Origin of the sequence: Nonomuraea sp. NPDC000554 (assembly GCF_040300065.1) — a bacterium.
Classification (GTDB): domain Bacteria; phylum Actinomycetota; class Actinomycetes; order Streptosporangiales; family Streptosporangiaceae; genus Nonomuraea.
Genome location: NZ_JBEPDC010000009.1, coordinates 18157 through 37089 on the forward strand (window position 1 = coordinate 18157; position 18933 = coordinate 37089).

The 18933-nt window shown below is 70.8% G+C and carries 16 protein-coding genes; 9 read left to right on the top strand and 7 right to left on the bottom strand.

The genetic code is table 11. The features are described 5' to 3' along the window. Positions 1–55 precede the first annotated feature (55 nt). The 6 genes from ABT294_RS18635 to ABT294_RS18660 all read left to right on the top strand — a co-directional run bounded on the left by ABT294_RS18635 (position 56) and on the right by ABT294_RS18660 (position 7970). On the top strand, positions 56–1042 hold the full coding sequence (locus tag ABT294_RS18635; RefSeq protein ID WP_350807116.1) for an ABC transporter permease: 987 nt from the start codon (positions 56–58) through the stop codon (positions 1040–1042). Beyond that, positions 1039–1938: an ABC transporter permease gene (locus ABT294_RS18640; protein WP_350807118.1), complete on the top strand. Its 900-nt coding sequence runs from the start codon at positions 1039–1041 to the stop codon at positions 1936–1938. The genes ABT294_RS18635 and ABT294_RS18640 overlap by 4 nt, the downstream gene beginning before the upstream one ends. Next, on the top strand, positions 1935–3953 hold the full coding sequence (locus ABT294_RS18645) for a dipeptide ABC transporter ATP-binding protein (protein ID WP_350807119.1): 2019 nt from the start codon (positions 1935–1937) through the stop codon (positions 3951–3953). The genes ABT294_RS18640 and ABT294_RS18645 overlap by 4 nt, the downstream gene beginning before the upstream one ends. Before the next feature lie 19 nt (positions 3954–3972). Further along, positions 3973–5667 (top strand): ABC transporter family substrate-binding protein, encoded by a 1695-nt coding sequence (locus ABT294_RS18650; RefSeq protein WP_350807121.1) that lies wholly within the window; start codon positions 3973–3975, stop codon positions 5665–5667. Between the two features lie 158 nt (positions 5668–5825). Then, positions 5826–6923, top strand: a complete 1098-nt coding sequence (locus ABT294_RS18655; protein ID WP_350807122.1) for a winged helix DNA-binding domain-containing protein — start codon at positions 5826–5828, stop codon at positions 6921–6923. Positions 6924–7139: 216 nt separating this feature from the next. Beyond that, positions 7140–7970: a PhzF family phenazine biosynthesis protein gene (locus tag ABT294_RS18660; protein ID WP_350807124.1), complete on the top strand. Its 831-nt coding sequence runs from the start codon at positions 7140–7142 to the stop codon at positions 7968–7970. Positions 7971–8079: 109 nt separating this feature from the next. On the opposite strand, the gene ABT294_RS18665 is transcribed toward ABT294_RS18660, so the two are convergent. The 6 genes from ABT294_RS18665 to ABT294_RS18690 all read right to left on the bottom strand — a co-directional run bounded on the left by ABT294_RS18665 (position 8080) and on the right by ABT294_RS18690 (position 13152). After that, entirely contained in the window at positions 8080–9093 is a 1014-nt protein-coding gene (locus tag ABT294_RS18665; protein WP_350807126.1) for a 5-oxoprolinase subunit C family protein, read from the bottom strand. Continuing rightward, complete coding sequence (locus ABT294_RS18670; RefSeq protein WP_350807127.1) at positions 9090–9713, bottom strand: 5-oxoprolinase subunit B family protein; 624 nt, start codon at positions 9711–9713, stop codon at positions 9090–9092. The genes ABT294_RS18665 and ABT294_RS18670 overlap by 4 nt, the downstream gene beginning before the upstream one ends. Before the next feature lie 49 nt (positions 9714–9762). Continuing rightward, a complete protein-coding gene (locus tag ABT294_RS18675; protein WP_350807128.1) occupies positions 9763–10518 on the bottom strand; it encodes a LamB/YcsF family protein in 756 nt (251 codons plus the stop codon). Positions 10519–10540: 22 nt separating this feature from the next. After that, entirely contained in the window at positions 10541–11299 is a 759-nt protein-coding gene (locus ABT294_RS18680; RefSeq protein WP_350807129.1) for a thioesterase family protein, read from the bottom strand. An 11-nt stretch (positions 11300–11310) separates the two neighbouring features. Further along, complete coding sequence (locus tag ABT294_RS18685; protein ID WP_350807467.1) at positions 11311–12804, bottom strand: hypothetical protein; 1494 nt, start codon at positions 12802–12804, stop codon at positions 11311–11313. 123 nt (positions 12805–12927) lie between these two features. After that, positions 12928–13152 carry a hypothetical protein gene (locus tag ABT294_RS18690; RefSeq protein ID WP_350807131.1) on the bottom strand — a complete coding sequence of 75 codons (225 nt, stop codon included), beginning with the start codon at positions 13150–13152 and terminating at the stop codon, positions 12928–12930. A 153-nt stretch (positions 13153–13305) separates the two neighbouring features. Between ABT294_RS18690 and ABT294_RS18695 the strand changes: the two genes are divergently transcribed. From ABT294_RS18695 to ABT294_RS18705, 3 genes are all read left to right on the top strand, one after another. After that, positions 13306–13875, top strand: a complete 570-nt coding sequence (locus ABT294_RS18695) for an HhH-GPD-type base excision DNA repair protein (RefSeq protein WP_350807133.1) — start codon at positions 13306–13308, stop codon at positions 13873–13875. Between the two features lie 194 nt (positions 13876–14069). Beyond that, a complete protein-coding gene (locus ABT294_RS18700; protein WP_350807134.1) occupies positions 14070–16163 on the top strand; it encodes a SpoIIE family protein phosphatase in 2094 nt (697 codons plus the stop codon). 242 nt (positions 16164–16405) lie between these two features. Next, positions 16406–18052, top strand: coding sequence for an RNA polymerase sigma factor (locus ABT294_RS18705; protein WP_350807135.1), 1647 nt, complete (start codon positions 16406–16408; stop codon positions 18050–18052). Positions 18053–18398: 346 nt separating this feature from the next. Here ABT294_RS18705 and ABT294_RS18710 read toward each other — a convergent pair whose 3' ends face one another. Continuing rightward, positions 18399–18875, bottom strand: a complete 477-nt coding sequence (locus ABT294_RS18710; RefSeq protein WP_350807137.1) for a MarR family winged helix-turn-helix transcriptional regulator — start codon at positions 18873–18875, stop codon at positions 18399–18401. Between the last annotated feature and the right edge of the window lie 58 nt (positions 18876–18933).

Below are 18933 nucleotides of genomic sequence, written 5' to 3' on the forward strand. Positions count from 1 at the left end.
GTACTCACATGGTGTAGCAATATGGCTACACGTCGTGCGTGTCGGAGGGGGGACGATGGCGGGGTTCCTGGCCCGCAGACTGCTCAACTACGTCGTGCTCGTGGCTGTCGCGTCCAGCCTCGCCTACCTGCTCGCCGCCAGCGCGCTCAACCCCCGCTCGAACTACGCAGAACGCACGCCCAAGCCGCCGCCCGCCGTCGTCGACGCCCAGCTCACCGCGCTCAACCTGAACGACAAGACCCCGCTCATCCAGCGGTACGCCACCTGGGCCACCGGGGTGCTGCACGGCGACTTCGGCAAGACCGTCACGGGCAGCCCGGTGAACGAGGACCTCAAGCGGCGCATGGGCGTCACGTTCCGGCTCGTGATACTCGGGCTGATCTTCGGCAGCCTGCTCGGCGTCCTGCTGGGCGCCCTCGCCGCGGTCAGGCAGTACGGACTGTTCGACCGGCTCTCCACCGGGCTGTCGTTCGTGGTGCTCGCCGTGCCCGTCGTCGTGCTCGCCAACATGCTGATCCTGTTCGGCACGTGGGCCAACGACCAGCTCTTCGGCACCCAGGTGTTCCTGGTCAGCGGCGAGTACAGCGTCGGCCTCGACACCGGGTTCTGGGGCGGCCTGCTCGACCGGCTGCAGCACCTGATCCTGCCCACGGTCTCGCTGTCGGTCGGGCTGATCGCCGTCTTCAGCCGCTACCAGCGCAACATGATGCTGGACGTGGTCGGCGCCGACTTCGTCCGCACCGCCATGGCCAAGGGGCTGAGCAGGCGCAGCGCGCTCACCCGGCACGCCCTGCGCACCGCGCTGATCCCCGTCGTGACCTACTTCGCGTTCACCTTCGGCACCCTGCTCACCGGGGCCACCTTCACCGAGAAGATCTTCGGCTGGCACGGGCTGGGCGAGCAGCTCATCAACTCGATCTTCACCAACGACGTCAACACCGTCGCGGCCATCTCCTTCCTGGCCGCGATCGCCGTGCTCTTCGCCTCGCTCGCCTCCGACCTGCTGCACGCCGCGCTCGACCCGAGGGTGAGGGTCGGATGACGCTGTCGGAGGAGGAGCTGGCGGAGGAGCTCGTCGAGCTCAGGGCGCCCTCCAGGGGGAAGGTCGTCGCCAGGCGGTTCTTCGAGTCGCGGCAGGGGCAGGCGGGTTTCGCCGTGCTCGCGCTGATGTTCCTGCTCGCCTTCGCCGGGCCGCTGTTCAGCCCGTGGACCTACACCGACAAGGACTTCACCGCCTTCATGCAGCCGCCGTCCGCCCGCCACTGGTTCGGAACGCTCCAAACCGGCGCCGACGTGTACGCGGTGACGCTGCGCGGCATGCAGAAGTCGCTGATCGTCGGCCTGCTCGCGGCCCTGGTGTCCACCGCGCTGGCCGCCGTCGTGGGCGCGTTCGGGGGGTACTTCCTCGGCTGGACCGACCGGGCGCTCACCTGGCTCACCGACCTGCTGCTCGTGCTGCCCGCCTTCCTCATCCTGGCGATCATGTCGCCGCTGTTCGGCCCCGGCGACTGGGTGCTGTTCGTGATCATGCTGGCGCTGTTCCTGTGGATGGTCACCGCGAAGATCGTCCGGGGGATGACGATCTCGCTGAAGCAGCGGGAGTACGTCCAGGCCGCCCGGTTCATGGGCGTCCCGGCGGTGCGGATCATCTTCAGGCACGTGATCCCCAACCTGTCGTCGCTGCTGATCGTCGACGCCACCCTGAACGTCAGCGCCGCCATCCTCACCGAGACCTCGCTGTCGTACTTCGGCTTCGGCATCCAGCCGCCCGACGTCTCCTTCGGCACGCTCATCGCCGACGGCTCCAGAACCGCCCTCTACGCGCCGTGGACGTTCTGGTTCGTCGCCGGGCTGCTGATCGTCACGGTCCTCGCGGTCAACCTCGTCGGCGACGCGCTGCGCGACGCGTTCGACCCCGGCGCGAAGAGGTCGCGATGACGCCCGTGCTGGAGGTCACCGACCTGCACGTCAGCTTCGGCGACGTGCCCGTCGTGCGCGGGGTGAGCTACGCCGTGCGGCAGGGCGAGGTCCTGGGCATCGTCGGCGAGTCGGGGTCGGGCAAGTCCGTCACCTCGGCCGCGGTCATGGGCCTGCTGCCACCCAGCGCGAAGGTCACCGGGTCGGTCAGGCTGCATGGCAAAGAGCTGCTCGGGGCGCCGGAAAGGCAGCTGACGGCCTTCCGCGGCAAGACCATGTCGATGGTCTTCCAGGACCCCCTGTCGGCCCTCACCCCCGTCTACCGGGTCGGCGACCAGATCGCCGAGGCCGTGCGCGTCCACCAGAAGGTGACCAAGGAGCAGGCCGCGGTCAAGGCCGTCGCCCTGCTCGACCTGGTCGGCATCCCCGAGCCGGCGAAGCGGGCGATGGCCTTCCCCCACGAGTTCTCCGGCGGCATGCGGCAGCGCGCCGTGATCGCGATGGCCATCGCCAACGACCCCGACGTGATCATCTGCGACGAGCCGACCACCGCGCTCGACGTCACCATCCAGGCACAGGTGCTGGAGGTGCTGAAGAAGGCGCAGCAGGAGACCGGCGCCGCGATCGTCCTGATCACCCATGACCTGGGGGTGGTCGCCGGGTTCGCCGACCGGGTGCTGGTGATGTACGCGGGCCGCCCGGTCGAGGTCGGGGCCGTCGACGACGTCTTCTACCGCACGCGCATGCCGTACACGGCGGGGCTGCTCAGCTCGGTGCCGCGCGTCGACAGGGGCGAGCGGCAGCCGCTCGTGCCCATCGAGGGCCAGCCGCCCTCGCCCGCCGCGCTGCCGCCCGGCTGCCCGTTCGCGCCGCGCTGCCCGCTGAAGGTCGACGCCTGCGACGACGGCGAGCCGCCGCTGTTCGACGTCGGGCCCGGCCACCGGGCGGCGTGCATCCGCTGGGAGGAGGTCAGGCCGCGCATGCCCGCCGAGCACGTCGTGCCCGCCATGGCGCCCGCGGGCGCGCCGCGCGGGCAGCAGGTGCTCCGGGTCGACGGCCTGGTCAAGGAGTTCCCGCTGATGCGCGGCACCGTGTTCAGGCACCGGATCGGCACCGTCCACGCGGTCGCGGGCGTCAGCTTCGACATCCGCGAGGGCGAGACGCTCGGGCTGGTCGGCGAGTCCGGCTCGGGCAAGACGACCACGCTGATGGAGATCCTCGAGCTGGTCAGGCCGCAGCAGGGCCGCATCGAGCTGTTCGGCCACGACACCGGGCGGCTGTCGGGCGCCTCCCGCATGGCGATCAGGCGCGACCTCCAGGTCGTCTTCCAGGACCCGCTCGCCTCGCTCGACCCGCGCATGACCGTCTACGACATCCTGGCCGAGCCGCTGCGCGCCCACGGCACGCGACGCCCCGGCAGGCGGATCGGCGAGCTGCTCGCGCTGGTCGGGCTCGACCCGTCGCACGCCGCCCGCTACCCGCAGGACTTCTCCGGCGGCCAGCGCCAGCGCATCGGCATCGCCCGCGCCCTCGCCCTGGAGCCCCGGCTGGTCGCGCTCGACGAGCCCGTCTCCGCGCTCGACGTGTCGATCCAGGCAGGCGTGATCAACCTGCTCGACGCGCTCAAGGCCAAGCTCGGGCTGTCGTACCTGTTCGTGGCGCACGACCTGGCCGTGGTCAGGCACATCGCCGATCGGGTGGCCGTGATGTACCTGGGCAGGATCGCCGAGATCGGGCAGGTCGACGCCGTCTACGACACCCCCAGGCACCCGTACACGCAGGCGCTGCTGTCGGCGATCCCGATACCCGACCCGGTACGCGAACGGTCGCGCACCCGGATCCTGCTCGAAGGAGACCTCCCCAGCCCCGCCGACCCGCCGTCGGGCTGCCGGTTCCGCACCCGGTGCCCCCTGTTCAGGTCCGGCCTGACCGACGACGAGCGGAAGGCGTGCGTCACGGTCGAGCCCGAGGTGCGCCCGCTCGGCGAGGACCACGGCGCGGCCTGCCACTACGCCGAGAAGCTCGAAGTCAGCTAGATCTGGAGGGATCCGTTCGATGAAGGCATCACGTCTCGTGGTGGCCGTCCTGGCACTCACGGCGGTCATCCCGCCGCTGGCCGGCTGCGGCACCGAAACCGGCCGCGGCAGAACCGGCAGCCCTTCAGGGAACGTGGCGATGAAGGCGTTCGACATCAACCCGCAGCCCCGCGAGAAGGTCAAGGACGGCGGCACGCTGCGCTGGGGCATCAGCGAGTTCCCCAGCCAGTGGAACAGGAACCATGTCGACGGCAATCTGGCGATGGCCGCCGTGGTCAGCAACGCGCTGCTGCCGTCCCCGTTCATCTCCAACGAGAAGGCCGAGATCTCCCCCAACAAGGACTACCTGCTCGACGCCACGATCACCGCGCAGAGCCCCAAGCAGGTGGTCACCTACATGCTCAACCCCAAGGCCAAGTGGTCCACCGGCCAGCCGATCACCTGGGCCGACTACCAGGCCCAGTGGCACGCGCTGAACGGCCGCGACCGCCGCTTCCACATCGTCTCCTCCACCGGCTACCAGGACATCCAGAAGGTCGAGCGGGGCAAGGACGACTACCAGGTGGTCGTCACGTTCGCCAGGCCGTTCAGCGACTGGCAGTCGCTCTTCGGCCCGCTCATGCCCGCCTCCACCAACAAGACCCCCGACGCCTTCAACAACGCCTGGCTGAACAAGATCCCGGTGACCTCCGGGCCGTTCAGGTTCAAGAGCTTCGACCAGACCGCCAAGACCATCACGATCGTCCGCGACGACCGCTGGTGGGGCGACCGGGCCAAGCTCGACCAGATCATCTACCGGGCGTCCGAGCAGGACGCGATGATCAGCGCGTTCAGCAACGGCGAGCTGGACCTCGCCGACGTCGGCCCGTCGGCCCCCGACTACGCCCGTGCCAAGGCCACCCCGGGCGCGCAGGTCAGGCAGGCGGCGGGTCCCGACTTCCGCCACTTCACCTTCAACGGCTCCAGCGACAAGCTCAACGACGTCCGGGTGCGCCAGGCGATCCAGATGGCCATCAACCGCCAGGCCATCGCCCAGTCGGATCTGCAGGGCCTCGACTGGCCGATCACGCTGCTGAACAACCACTTCTTCATGAACACCCAGGACGGCTACCAGGACAACGCCGGTCAGTACGGCGTGTACAACCCGCAGCGGGCCGGACAGCTGCTGGACGAGGCGGGCTGGCGGCTGAACGGGAACGTCCGCCAGAAGGACGGCAAGAACCTCGACCTGCGCTTCGTCGTCCCCTCGGGGGTCCAGGTCAGCAAGGCGGAAGGGGAGCTGGCGCAGAGCATGCTCTCCCAGATCGGGGTCAAGCTCACGATCCAGGCCGTGCCCAGCGACGACTTCTTCACCAAGTACGTCATCCCCGGCAACTTCGACATCACGCCGTTCTCGTACATCGGCACGCCGTTCCCGGTGTCGAGCAGCTACGGCATCTACGCGAACGCCCCTGACGGCAAGACCTGGAACGCCAACTTCGGCCGTACCGGGTCGGCGGCCATCGACCAGGCCATGAGCAAGGCCGTCCAGAACCTCGACCAGGCCCAGGCCCACGCGGACGCGAACCGGGCCGACGTGCTGATCTGGGAGCTGGTGAACGTCCTGCCGCTGTACCAGCGGCCGCAGAGCGTGGCGGCCAAGGCGACACTCGCCAACGTCGGCGCCAGAGGCTTCCAGGACCTGCGCTACCAGGACATCGGCTTCACCAGCTGACCGGCCGCTCCCACCGGCCCGGCATCTCGTCCGGTCACCCACATCGACGACCTCGTCTGGGGGGACGGCAGGCTGCGCGTCAGCGGCCCTTTCGGGGACGGCGGCTGGAGTTCAGCGGCCGTCCGAAGCTGTCGGTGGCGGCGTGTAGAAGTGGACGCGTGACGATTCAGCTGACCTGGCCGCAGATCCTCGCCTGGCGCCTGCGCAGGCAGTTCGTGAGCCCCGCCGGCGGGTCCGACGTGGTGGCGGTCGCGCGCAGGCTGTGCGGTGTGCAGGCCCAGGTGAGCTCGTCGGCGCGGCTGGCCGTGGCGGTCCGCAGCGCCGAACCTGACCCCGGCGCCATCGACCGGGCCCTCTGGCACGAACGCACGCTGGTCAAGACCTGGATCATGCGGGGCACCCTGCACCTCCTGCCCTCCGACGAGCTGGCCGGCTACTGCGCCGCCCTGGCCACGCTGCGGTTCTGGGAGAAGGGCTCGTGGCAGCGCGGCCACGGCGTCACCGCCGCCGAGATCTCGGCCATCATCGAGGCCGTCCCGCACGCGCTGGGGGAGCAGCCGCTCACCCGCGAGGAGCTGGTCGAGGCGGTCGTCCAGGTCACCGGCGACGCCCACCTCAGACAGGCGCTCACCTCCGGCTGGGGAGCCCTGCTCAAGCCGCTCAGCCGCCTGGGCGAGCTGTGCTACGGCCCGCCGCGCGACGGCAGGGTGACCTTCGTGGCCCCGCGCCGCTGGCTTCCCGGCTGGGGCGCGACGCTCCCGCCGTCCGAGGAGGCGGGCGTGCGGCTGGCCCGCGCCTACCTCGGCGCGCACGGCCCGGCGACGCCCGAGATGTTCGACACCTGGCTGTTCGGCGGGGTGGCGAGGAAGGCCGTGCTCAAGGGGTGGTTCCGCGACCTCGGGCCGGAGCTGACGGAGGTCGGAACCGACGACGGCCGCACTCTGCTCGCCCTCACCGAGCAGCTCGACGACCTCGCGGTCACCCGGCCGTCCGGCGAGGTCCATCTGCTGCCGGGGTTCGACCAGTACATCCTTGGTGCCCCGCGCAATCTGGAGCCCCTCATTCCGGCGCCGGTGAAGCCCAAGGTCAGCCGTCAGGCGGGCTGGATCTCGCCGGTCGTGGTGCACGAGGGGCGGGTCGCCGGCGTCTGGGAGCCCAAGAACTCCCGGGTCGCCCTCGAACTCTTCGAAGACGTCCCGCAGGAAGCCCTCCAGACGGCGGTGGAGCGCATCGAATCCCTTCTGGCCGTGGAGTAGTTCCAGAGCCCCGCGAGATCGAGCGCATCGAGTGAGTAGCCCGGAGTCTCCCGCCCCGATCACGCCGCCCGTCGTTGGCCGCTGGGGCCGGGTGGTGGTGCCACCGTGAGAACGTGTCGGCTTGCTTCACGGTGGTCGCGGGAGCTTCGCGCCTCCTGGCGATCGTGGGGGCGAGTGGCTCCGGGCGTTCTGACGGCGTTCTGCGAAACTTGGGGCATGTCGCGCGAATTTCGTCAGGTTGATGTGTTCACCACCACGCCGTACCACGGGAACCCGCTCGCGGTCGTCCTCGACGCCGACGGGCTGACCACCGAGGAGATGCAGCGCTTCGCCCACTGGACGAACCTGTCCGAGACCACGTTCGTGCTACCGCCCACCACGTCCGACGCCGACTACCGGGTGCGGATCTTCACCACCACGTCGGAGCTGCCCTTCGCCGGGCATCCGACGCTCGGCACCTGCCACGCCTGGCTGGAGGCGGGAGGCGTGCCGCGAGCGGCGGAGACGATCGTGCAGGAGTGCGGGGCGGGGCTGGTGCGGGTGCGTAAGACCGGCGACGGCCTCGCGTTCGCCGCGCCGCCGCTGCTGCGCTCAGGAACGGTGGAGGAGCCGCTGGTCGAGCGGGTCGCCGAGGTGCTGGGCATCGAACGCGGCGAGATCGTCGACATCGAGTGGGCCGACAACGGGCCCGGCTGGGTGGCCGTGCTGCTCAAGGACGCCGACGCGGTGCTCGCGCTGCGTCCTGGCGCGACGGAGCTGTCCATCGGGGTGGTGGGGCCGTACCCGGCGGGGGCGCCGCACGCGTTCGAGGTCCGGGCGTTCTGCCCGGCCGAGGGCGGCATGGTCGAGGACCCGGTCACGGGCAGCCTCAACGCCTCCGTGGCTCAGTGGCTGCTCCGCACCGGCCGGGCCGCCGCGCCGTACGTGGCCGCCCAGGGCACCGTGCTGGGCCGCGCGGGCCGCGTCCGCATCTCCACCGACACCGACCAGAACGTCTGGGTGGGCGGCGCGGCGGTGACCTGCATCAGCGGCCAGGTGGAACTGTGACTGAAACGGGCTTCCCCGGCGCCCGGTAGCGCCCCATCGGCCCGGGTGGAGCCTGCCGGGTCGTCGGTGGTTCCGAGGCGGTGTCTCGCCGGGATCCTGGCGTTTCGGGTCAGCGGCGGGTGGTGAAGCGGATCTCGTCGCCCGGGCGTAGCTGGGCGGCGATCGGCAGGTCCGCCGCGGCCAGCACGCCGATCACCGGGTAGCCGCCCGTCGGCGGGTGGTCGGCGAGGAAGACGATCGGCTGGCCGCTCGGCGGCACCTGCACGGCTCCGGTGACCATGCCCTCGCTGGGCAGCTCGCCGCGCCTGGCCCGCGCCAGTTCCCGCCCGGACAGCCGCACGCCGACCCGATTGCTGTCCTGGCTCACCTGGTACGGACCGGCGCACAGGTCAGCCAGCGCACCCGGGACGAACCAGTCGTCGCGCGGCCCCGGCAGCACTCTGAGCACCGCCGGACGTGCGTCGCGTGGCGGGGCCAGGTCGACGGCGATCGGCGGCAGCGCCCGCACGTCGCCCACGGGAAGGAGAGCCCCCGTGCGCAGCGGCTCCGGGCCGAGGCCGGACAGCGAGTCGGTGGAGCGGCTGCCGAGCACCGGCTCCACGGCGACCCCGCCGCGTACGGCCAGGTAGGTCCGCAGGCCCCACGCGGGCGTCCCGAGCCGCAGCTCGGCGCCCTCGGCGACCCAGAACGGCACCCCCATCCCAGCCCCACCGACGCTGACCGGCCGCCCACCCGCGCCCAAGCCCCCGGCACGGGCAGCCCGACCACCTGCCGCCTGGCCCGCGGCCACGGCCGCTCCCAGGACCTCGTCGGCACCGCCCTCTCGCTCCGCTGGGTGCCGGGCTTCCCGCGCGGAAGGGCACTGCGCTGCGGCCGGGTGGACGTTCACGGGGCAGGGGGCGCCGGTGAGGGCGATCCAGGCGCCCGCCCGGAACCGGAGCACGGCCAGCCCGAACGTCAGCTCGATCCCGGCCGCCCCCTCCGGGTTGCCGACGAGCCGGTTGGCCAGCCGCAGGCTCTCCGCGTCGGCCGCCCCCGAGGAGGGGACGCCCAGGTGGGCGTAGCCGTGCCGGCCGAGGTCCTGGACGGTCGCGTACGGGCCGGGCGACAGCACCTCGATCATGCCGCCTCGAACCGCACGCGCGTGCCGGGCCGGAACAGCGACGGAGGGTCGGCGTGGACGTCCCAGACCCGCAGGGAGGTGCGTCCCAGCAGCCGCCAGCCGCCCGGAGACGCCGTGGGGTAGACCGCCGAGTACGGCCCCGCGATCGCCACGGAGCCGGCGGGGACGGAGGTGCGCGGCGTGTCGAGCCGGGGGACGTGCAGCGTCTCGTCCAGCCCGGTGAGGTAGGCGAACCCCGGCGCGAACCCCAGCCATCCCACCACCAGCTCGCGGCCGGTGTGCCTGGCGATCACCTCGCCGGTCGGGATCCCGGCCAGCTCGGCCACGGCCGGCAGGTCCTCGCCGTCGTAGACGACCGGGATGGTCACCACGGCCTCGCCGGCCGTGCGCGCGGTCGCGGGCGCGGAGGGCCGCTCGCACCTGGCGAGGAGCGCGGTCAGCTGGGCGCGCAGCCGTTGCTGGTCGGCCCCCGGAGCGATCACCAGCACCGTCTCGGGGCCCGGGACGATCTCGACCACGCCCTGGGGCCGATCGGCGCACAGGAGGGCGTCGAGGCGGTGCGAGAGGGCGAGCGCGCCGGTCTCCACGAGCAGCCCGTGCTCTCCGGCCGTCCGGATCACCCCGGCACCGCCGTTCCCCCTTGTGGACCCGTCCGGCGGCGTGTGCGGTTCATGCGAACGCCTGGAGGACCACGTCGGCCTCCAGAAGCCCGTCGCGGACGGCCTGCGCCAGGCGGACGGCGTCCGGCGTGTCGCCGTGGACGCAGATGGAGCGGGCCTGGACCGGCACCTGACTGCCGTCGACGGCCGTCACCGTGCCTTCGACGGCCATCCGGACGGCCCGCGCCGGCACCGCCGCCGGGTCGTGGATGACCGCGCCCGGCTCGCGGCGCGACACCAGAGCCCCGGCCGGCGTGTAGGCCCGGTCGGCGAACGCCTCCGTGACCGTGCGCACCCCCTGCGCGGCCGCCACCGTGTGGACGACCGACCCCGGCAGCGTGAGGACGGGAAGGGACGGATCGTAGTCGGCCACGGCGTCGATCACCGCCGCCGCCTGCTCCTCGTCGCGGCAGATGCGGTTGTAGAGCGCCCCGTGCGGCTTGACGTACGAGACCCGCCCGCCCATGGCCCGCGCGATGCCGTCGACGGCGGCGAGCTGGTAGAGGACCTCCGCGCACAGTTCTTCCGGATCGGCGTCCATCTCCCTGCGCCCGAAGTGGGCCAGGTCGCGGTAGGACACCTGCGCCCCGATCGACACCCCGCGGTCGACCGCCGCCGCGCAGGTGCGCCTGATGGTCACCGGGTCTCCGGCGTGGAAGCCGCAGGCGACGTTGGCGCTGGTGACGATGTCCAGCAGGGCCAGGTCGTCGCCGAGCCGCCAGACGCCGAAGCCTTCGCCGAGGTCCGCGTTGAGGTCGATCACCATGCTTCCATCATCGCGCGAGCGGCTACCTCGGCGCGACGAAGAGTGTCTGGGTGGCGGTGCCGACCTCGCCGTCCTGGTCGAACAGGGTGGACCGGGTCAGGCCGCGTCCGGAGGGGCCGATGACGGTGGCGGCGTCCATGCAGACCCACTCGCCGGCGGGCGCGCGGAACAGCGAGATCGTCAGGTCCACGTTGACGAACAGGTGGGTGGCGAAGTCCAGGACCTGGCTGACGCCGTTGCCGCTGTCGGCGAACAGCGCCAGGCGTTCCAGCGGGGTGATCTCCTCGCCCTCGACGAGCGGCATCAGGACCCTGCCCCAGACGGTGGCGGGCCCGGTCGCCCCGGCCGTGCCGCTGACGAACCGCCAGTCGGTGGCCTTGCCGTAGCCGAACCCGGTCGAGAGCCACGAGTCGGTGGCCGCCGGCGGGATCGGGGGAGCGGCGAGCGCGGGAGTGGCGGGGGTGCCGGCCTCGCGGATGCGCCAGGCGGTGGCCCTGGCCTGCTCACGCCCGCCGGAGGAGACGGTGGCCGCCAGGCACTGGACGCGCTTGCCGTCGCGGATCACCTCGGTGCGCACCTCGAGCTCGCCGATCGGCACCGGGCCGAACACGTCCACGGCGAGCCTCGACAGTTCGAGCCCAGCCCTAGGGGCGGTCTGCGCGAGCTCGTGCACGATGAGCGCGGTGACCGGCCCCATGTGCTGGGTCGCGGGGTCCCATGGCCCCTGGGTGTGCTCGGAGGCCAGGTAGCGGCCCGCCGCCAGCCGGGTGTACATCGACATAGAACGAAATTCTAGATCTCGTCGGGGATGTCGGCGATGTCGTCCAGGGCGGCGGCGAGCTCCTCGGGGTCGTCGCCGATGCGCTCGGCGATCTCGATGAGGACGTGCAGCACCTCGTGGCGGTCGTGGCCGAGGTCGAGCAGGCGCTGGGCCGCCTCCCACAGCTGCGGCGGGTCGCCCTCCCACAGCCGGGTGGCGATCTCCTCGTGCCAGGCCAGGTGCTCCTCGTCGAGTTCGCCGACGTGGTCGATCTCCAGCAGCGCCCGCCGGTCGGCCTCGTCGGCGGGGTTGAGCCGGTCGAGGTCGACGCCGTTGTGCACGCCCTGCAGGAACGGGAACGCGAACACCCGCCTCGCCAGCGCCGACAGGTCGCCGTCGGGCAGCAGCCGTTCGAGCAGCGGACGGTCGAGCCCGAACGACGTCGGGTCGCGGTAGGCCTCGGGGAACTTGCCGGTCGCCTCCCACACCGCGTCCAGCGTGGCCTTCAGGCCCTGCTCGGGCAGCCCGGTGCGGCGCGCCGCGAACCGGACCCAGGCCGACAGCACGTGCGGCATGGCCTCCTGCTCGGCCACGCTGAGCATCACCTTGCGGGGCAGCCAGTCGAGCAGGAACGTCTCGCACTTGGTCGGGCTCACCCGCAGCGGCCTGCTGAAGTCCTGCTCGCAGCCGTAGTCGATGATGTGGTCGGCGCAGCGCGAGGCGGCTGACGGGTCGGACAGGTGCTCGGCCGCGTCGGAGGCGAGGAACTCGGCCGCCAGCATGGCCCGCCGCTCGCGGCTGTAGGGAGCCTCGATGTGCAAGGGGGCCGGACGCTTACGGCCGGGCGGCAGCGCCTTCAGCCTGGCCCTGGCGAACGCGTGGTAGGCGCTGTAGCTCTCGCTGACCGGGGGCGGCGTCTTGGGCTCGCCGGTGGCCTTCATCGCCGACTCCAGCAGCGCCCTGGCCTGCTGGGGCTCGATCTCCTCGAACAGCAGCATCGAGTTGCCGGCGGCCTCGGCGCGCGCCTGCTCCAGCAGCTTGTCGACGTGGGACGACACCCAGGCGTCGCGCGCCATGCCCGACATGTTGTGGTCGACGACCACGACCAGCGCGTGCGAGTCGGTGCTCTGACCCGCCTCGCCGCTGAATCGGTAGGCGAACGTGCAGATGACGGTGTCCTGGTCGCCGTAGGCGTCGCGGGAGACGTAGCAGCCGGTGGGTTTGACGGCGCCGACCCGGTCGGCCCAGCCCGGCCTGGCCACGCCCGACTCCATCATCGCCAGCGCCGCGCCCTCCGCCTTGGCGCCCTGGCGAGCGGTTCCGAGATAGGCGAGGCAGATCAGCAGCGTCAACGACGCCGGGGTTCCGGCCTTGGCCGCGTAGTCGACCAGCCCCTCGCCGAGAACCTGTTCGACGTCGCCACCTCTGACGCGCCTGCCCCACCAGGCTCCGATCATGTCGGAGACCATCAGTTCGGCGTCGAGGGGACTGCGCACGGCCAGCAACTCGCGTGCCGCCTGCACCATCTCCTTGAACACGTCGTCTGGCGGGGTGCTCTCCCGGGGATCTCGTCGGTGTCGGCGCACGCCCTCACTCTCTCGCATTCCAGGCGCAAACGGTGCGTAGAACGCGGCCTGGTTTCCCCGATGTTATCGGGGACTCCGGGGCGGCGGTGCGGAGTTCACGATCGCGAGCAGATGCTCGCGTGCGATGCGCTCCACGATCTCCGGGGTCGCCTTGATGCCGAGATGCTGCGCGCACGCGCACACGTCGGCCACACAGCGGTCGATCGTGTCCACGGGCACGGTCAGGAACTCTTCGGCCAGCCTGAGACTGACCGGCTCCCTGAGGAAGCGTGTGGCCAGAGCGAGCATAGATGTGAGATTCCTCTGGTGGCCCGGGGCAAACCCCCAGGAGTGGACTCAGGGCGACTTGCGCTCTCATTTCATCTTTTCTCGTGCTGGTGTCAAGCCTCCGCGACGCCTGTGTTCACTTCTCGCGGGCGGCTTTCATGCGAAGCTGTTCCCATGCGCATCCAGCTCGCCCAGCGGACGGAGGCCGACGAGCTGCTCGGCCGCAGCCCGCTCGCCCTCCTCGTCGGCATGCTGCTCGATCAGCAGGTCCCGATGGAATGGGCGTTCACGGGGCCGTACACCATCTCCGAGCGGCTCGGGCACGACCTCACGGCCGAGGAGATCGCCTCCTACGAACCGGAGGCGTTCATCGCGCTGCTCGCCCAGAAGCCGGCCGTGCACCGATACCCGAAGAGCATGGCCGCGCGGGTGCAGCAGCTGGCCGCCTATCTTGTCGAGCATTATGACGGAGCGCCGGAGAAGATCTGGGCTGACGCGTCCGACGGCAAGGAAGTGTTCAAGCGGCTTCTTGAACTTCCCGGGTACGGCAAGCAGAAGGCCCAGATATTTTTGGCGTTGCTGGGCAAGCAGCTCGGCGTCCAGCCGCCCGGGTGGCGCGAGGCCGCGGGCCTGTACGGCGAGGAGGGGTCGTTCCGGTCGGTCGCCGATGTGATCGACGCCGACAGCCTGGGTCGGGTGCGGGCCACCAAACAGGAGGCCAAGCGCGCGGCGAAGGCCAAGTAGCCTGATCTTGCTGCGCAACGTGGAGCGATTTTGACAGGATGCGATGACCGTATGGCGGCCGGGGCTTCCGTCCGCGCCTGCCCATCGCCGATGATGTACTGCAGGATCCGGTCGCCCGGAGCTGCGCTACGCCGATACACAGTTATGGAGATGTGCCGCGTGGGAGACCCTGGCACGCGACGGAGGTGCCGACCATGAGCGCCGAGACCTCCGTTCCTCGTCCCCGGGAGTCGGATGTGGACATCTCAGACTCCGCCCTCTTCAGAGGCATGCTCTCGGAGGCGGAGTTCGCTTTCGCCTTCTTCGATCCCGACGGCCTCGTCCAGCGGGTCAACGACGTCTTCACCGAGGTGGTCGGCGTGCAGGCCGACCGGCTGATCGGCCGCCCGCCGGTGGAGACCCTCACGGCCGACCTCAGCCAGGTCATCACCCACGCCGTGCAGGCCGTCATCGAGAGCGACGGCCCGGTCACCGAGAGCCGGGTGCGGGTGCGCTCGTCCGAGGGCGACACGCGCCACTGGTCGCTGTCGTTCTCGCCGGTCCACGACGAGGCGGGCGGGCTCAAGGCGATCGCGCTGGTCGGCCTGGACGTGACCGAGAGCCGCCAGACCGAGGAGGACCTGCGGCGCAGCGAGGAGCGCTACCGCTCGCTGGTCGAGGCCCAGTCGCAGCTGGTCTGGATCACCTCCCCGACCGGCACGGTCGTCGAGGACGCGCCGCAGTGGCGCGCCATCACCGGCCAGGGCCTGGAGGAGTACCTCGCGCACGGCTGGCTGGAGGCCGTCCATCCGGATGAGCGCCCCCAGACCGAGGAGGCGTGGCGGGAGGCGCTGCGTGGCCGGACCATGTTCGAGTGGAACTACCGCGTCCGCACCCGGGCCAGCGGCTACCGGCACTTCGAGGTGCGGGCCGTCCCGATCATCAGGCACGGCAGAGTCGTCGAGTGGGTCGGCGCGAACACCGACGTGACGCCGCAGCGCGAGGCCGAGGAGATGCGCGGCAGGCTGACCGACCAGCTCGGCGCCGCCGCGCTGCGCACCGCGCGACTGCAGGGCGCGACCGCGATACTCGCTGAGGCGCTCACGGTCGAGCAGGTGGTGCAGGTCATCATCGACGTCGGCCGCACCGCGCTCGCCGCCGACCGTTCGGCGGTCGCGCTGCTCGACCCCGACCGCGCCGCGCTCAAGCTGATCAACGGCGAGGGCGTCCCCGAGGCGTCCGGCACCGCGGGCGAGGAGATCCCGCTGGCCAACTCCAGCGTGATGACCATGGCGGTCAACAGCCGCAGGCCCGTCTTCGCCGAGTCGCCCGAGAGCCTCAAGGCGCAACTTCTCGAGGCCGGCGGCGACGAGCAGGTGCTCGACAACTACCTCACGCACAGTGACGAGCGCGCCTGGGTGGGCCTGCCGCTGCTCGCGGCCGGACGCGCACTGGGAGCGCTCCGCTTCTCGTTCACGAGGCCGCAGAAGATCTCTCAGGAGGACGGCGTCTTCCTGGAGGCGCTCGCCGGGCAGTGCGCGCTGGCGGTCGAGCGGGCCACCCTGTTCGAGCGCGAGCACCGCACGGCCGAAACGCTCCAGCGCAGCCTGCTGCCCGACCGCCTGCCGGTGGTGAAGGGGCTGGTGCTGGCCCAGCGGTTCCGCTCGGGCAGCCGCCACGTGCAGGTCGGCGGCGACTGGTACGACGCGTTCGTGCTGCAGGACGGACGGGTCGCGGCGGTCGTCGGCGACGTCATGGGCAAGGGCGTCAAGGCCGCGGCGGGCATGGGGCGCATCCGCAACGCCATGCGGGCGCTGGCGCTGACCAATCCGCCGCCCGCGGCCGTGCTGACCGGCCTCGACAGGGTCTTCGACGCGACCGAGGAAGAGGAGCAGGTCACGACGCTGGCGTACATGGTGGTCGAGCCGGTCACGGGGGAGGGGACTCTGGCGCTGGCCGGTCACCCACCGCCCGTGCTGGTTTCGCCGCAGGGCACGGCGATCCTCTGCGACGCGGAGCCGGGCACTCCGCTAGGCTGGCCGACCAGCCGCAGGCAGTTCCGGTTCGTGGTGCCGCCCGGCCATACCGCCGTGCTCTACTCCGACGGTCTGGTCGAGAACAGGAAGCGGGGGCTGGATGCAGGGCTCGCCGAGCTTTGCAGTGTTGTGACCGAAGCGCCGCCTGAGGTCGTCAGCAATCCGCACATGTTGCTGGATTTCCTGGTTGACCGGATGTTGTCTGGATATGAACAAGATGATGACGTTACCGCCCTGGCCATCCACGTGCCGCCCGCCACGAAGAGTGACTGAATGAAACAGTCATAAGGGTTGCTTTCGGGTATCAGTGGCGCGCTTACGTACGCACTACTGTCTTGGTCGGCCTAGGGTGGAGGTCAACCGCCGGGAGGTGGCCGTACTGAGTGCGAGGTCGTGCCAGAATGCTGGGCAGGTCCGTCGCGGTCCGCACGGCCTCACCGATCTCCGAGAGAGGCAACAGCCCCCCAGCGGGCATCTGGGTCCATTGTCGCCACGCGTTCGTTCGAGAGGTGTTCGTGTCGCCTGCAAGTTCGACTCGCTCGAAGCCACAAGAGCTGAACGAGCCCGTCATTCAGCGACTGCTCGAGCGTGGGCGCTCGCAGGGTTTCCTCGAGTCTGAGGATGTCCGTCAAGCCTTCGAGGAGGCGGACATCCCCATGTCGCACGCCGCCGCGTTCTTGCGGAACCTCAGCAAAGAGGGCGTGACCGTGGTGGTGACCGCCGCGGATTCGGCTGCGCCCAAGAAGTCTCGTGGTCCAGCAAAGCGCCGTACCGCTGCCCCCGTCAAGACCAAGACGGCAGCGGCCGCCAAAGAGCAGCAGCCCGAGACCGTGACCGCGGTCGTCGGCGCCGCTGAAGCCGAGCCCGCCGCCAAGAAGGCGGCTCCCGCGAAGAAGGCCGCTCCTGCGGCCAAGAAGGCGGCCGCGCCGGCCGCGCCCGCCAAGAAGGCCAAGCCAGAAAGCGCTGGGCCTGCCGAGACCAAGTCCAAGGGCCCCGAGGGCGTCGACGACGACGAGGAGATCGAGCTCGACGGCGATGTCGAGCTGGAGGACCTCGAAGACATCGAGGTCGACGACGACGAGATCACCGCTGAGGGTGACTCCGAGGCCGAGGGCGACGACGAGTCCGACGACGAGCCCAAGGCCGCCGACGCGGCCGCGGCCGCCGCGGCGAAGAGCGAAGACGAAGTCCTCATCCTGTCCGACGACGACGATGACGCGCCGGTCGCGCAGGTCGCCGCCGCGGGCGCCACCGCCGACCCGGTGAAGGACTACCTCAAGCAGATCGGCAAGGTCCCCCTGCTCAACGCCGAGCAGGAGGTCGAGCTGGCCAAGCGTATCGAGGCGGGCCTGTTCGCCGAGGAGCAGCTGGGCGGCGGCGAGACCGACAGCCTGCCGGTCGACGTCCGGGCCGAGCTCGAGTGGATCGCCGAAGACGGCCGCCGGGCCAAGAACCACCTGCTGGAGGCCAACCTCCGCCTGGTGGTCTCGCTGGCCAAGCGCTACACGGGTCGCGGCATGCTGTTCCTGGACCTCATCCAGGAGGGCAACCTCGGCCTGATCCGCGCGGTCGAGAAGTTCGACTACACCAAGGGTTACAAGTTCTCCACCTACGCCACGTGGTGGATCCGGCAGGCGATCACGCGTGCCATGGCCGACCAGGCGCGCACGATCCGCATCCCGGTCCACATGGTCGAAGTGATCAACAAGCTGGCCCGGGTCCAGCGGCAGATGCTGCAGGACCTCGGCCGCGAGCCCACGCCGGAAGAGCTGGCCCGCGAGCTGGACATGACCCCCGAGAAGGTGGTCGAGGTCCAGAAGTACGGCCGCGAGCCGATCTCCCTGCACACCCCGCTGGGTGAGGAGGGCGACAGCGAGTTCGGCGACCTGATCGAAGACTCCGAGGCCATCGTCCCGGCCGACGCCGTCAGCTTCACGCTGCTGCAGGAGCAGCTGCACTCCGTTCTCGACACGTTGTCGGAACGCGAGGCGGGCGTCGTGTCGATGCGATTCGGCCTCACCGACGGGCAGCCGAAGACGCTCGACGAGATCGGCAAGGTGTACGGGGTGACGCGCGAGCGCATCCGGCAGATCGAGTCGAAGACGATGTCCAAGCTGCGGCACCCGTCACGGTCCCAGGTGCTGCGCGACTACCTGGACTGACGTCGTTCCACCCGAGCCCCGCACAGGATTCCTGTGCGGGGCTCGGTGCGTTTCTGGCCCTTGTCGGGCGCCCTTGGCGGGTGCTGTGGGGGCTCGGTGTGTCTCCTGGCGCCCGTGGGCACGCGCGGGATCCCCTGCCTCCGGCCATGCCCGTGGGCACGCGCGGGATCCCTGCCCCCGGCCGTACGGCGCTGGGACCCCAGGTTTCTCGAGGTTCTGTTCTCCCTGAGGGGTATGCCGGGTCTCTTGTCGGCATGGGGATGGCGGGGCTCCTGTGATCCGGCGGATATGCCTTTGGTGCGGTTGCCCTCGGTTCTCGCGCGGCTGTGTGGTCTGGCCGGTGGGGTCAGGGGTGCGGGTGGCTCTGTGAGGTGATCCGTTCCGCCTGTGCGCGTCCGACGTCGGCCGCCCGGCGGAGGTAGTCGGCGATGACGGCCAGTTCGCCGTCGTCGTAGCTCTCCAGCACCTCCGAGAAGGCCTTTCCCGGCTCGTCCCAGGCCGCTCCGATGCGGGCGTCCGCCTCGGGCGCCAGGGCGACCAGTGCCCGCCTGCGGTCCGCCGGGTCGGCGTGCCGCACCACCAGACCCGCCTTCTCCAGGCGATCGACCAGGCGCGTCGCGGACCCGGGCGTCAGGCCCGTCAGTTTCGCGATCTCGCCCGTGCTGACAGGGCCGGACTCCAGGTCGAGCAGCGCCACGCACTGCAGGTCGGTGGAGTGGATGCCCAAGCTGTCGGCCATCGCCTGGTTGAACAGCACATACGCGGCGTAGTGCCGCTGGCTTTCGGCGAGGATCCGCGTCAACTTCTCCGCTCGGTTTGACATGGGGCCGCTCCATACCTCACATTTATGTGCGTCATGCAATCTTTGTGTGACGCAGCTA

What these genes read in the sequence shown, in the direction of transcription:
- ABT294_RS18635 (WP_350807116.1), top strand. Translation starts at nt 56, where the DNA reads ATGGCGGGGTTCCTGGCCCGCAGACTGCTCAACTACGTCGTGCTCGTG.
- ABT294_RS18640 (WP_350807118.1), top strand. Translation starts at nt 1,039, where the DNA reads ATGACGCTGTCGGAGGAGGAGCTGGCGGAGGAGCTCGTCGAGCTCAGG.
- ABT294_RS18645 (WP_350807119.1), top strand. Translation starts at nt 1,935, where the DNA reads ATGACGCCCGTGCTGGAGGTCACCGACCTGCACGTCAGCTTCGGCGAC.
- ABT294_RS18650 (WP_350807121.1), top strand. Translation starts at nt 3,973, where the DNA reads ATGAAGGCATCACGTCTCGTGGTGGCCGTCCTGGCACTCACGGCGGTC.
- ABT294_RS18660 (WP_350807124.1), top strand. Translation starts at nt 7,140, where the DNA reads ATGTCGCGCGAATTTCGTCAGGTTGATGTGTTCACCACCACGCCGTAC.
- ABT294_RS18665 (WP_350807126.1), bottom strand. Translation starts at nt 9,093, where the DNA reads ATGATCGAGGTGCTGTCGCCCGGCCCGTACGCGACCGTCCAGGACCTC.
- ABT294_RS18675 (WP_350807128.1), bottom strand. Translation starts at nt 10,518, where the DNA reads ATGGTGATCGACCTCAACGCGGACCTCGGCGAAGGCTTCGGCGTCTGG.
- ABT294_RS18680 (WP_350807129.1), bottom strand. Translation starts at nt 11,299, where the DNA reads ATGTCGATGTACACCCGGCTGGCGGCGGGCCGCTACCTGGCCTCCGAG.
- ABT294_RS18685 (WP_350807467.1), bottom strand. Translation starts at nt 12,804, where the DNA reads ATGGTGCAGGCGGCACGCGAGTTGCTGGCCGTGCGCAGTCCCCTCGAC.
- ABT294_RS18690 (WP_350807131.1), bottom strand. Translation starts at nt 13,152, where the DNA reads ATGCTCGCTCTGGCCACACGCTTCCTCAGGGAGCCGGTCAGTCTCAGG.
- ABT294_RS18695 (WP_350807133.1), top strand. Translation starts at nt 13,306, where the DNA reads ATGCGCATCCAGCTCGCCCAGCGGACGGAGGCCGACGAGCTGCTCGGC.
- ABT294_RS18700 (WP_350807134.1), top strand. Translation starts at nt 14,070, where the DNA reads ATGAGCGCCGAGACCTCCGTTCCTCGTCCCCGGGAGTCGGATGTGGAC.
- ABT294_RS18710 (WP_350807137.1), bottom strand. Translation starts at nt 18,875, where the DNA reads ATGTCAAACCGAGCGGAGAAGTTGACGCGGATCCTCGCCGAAAGCCAG.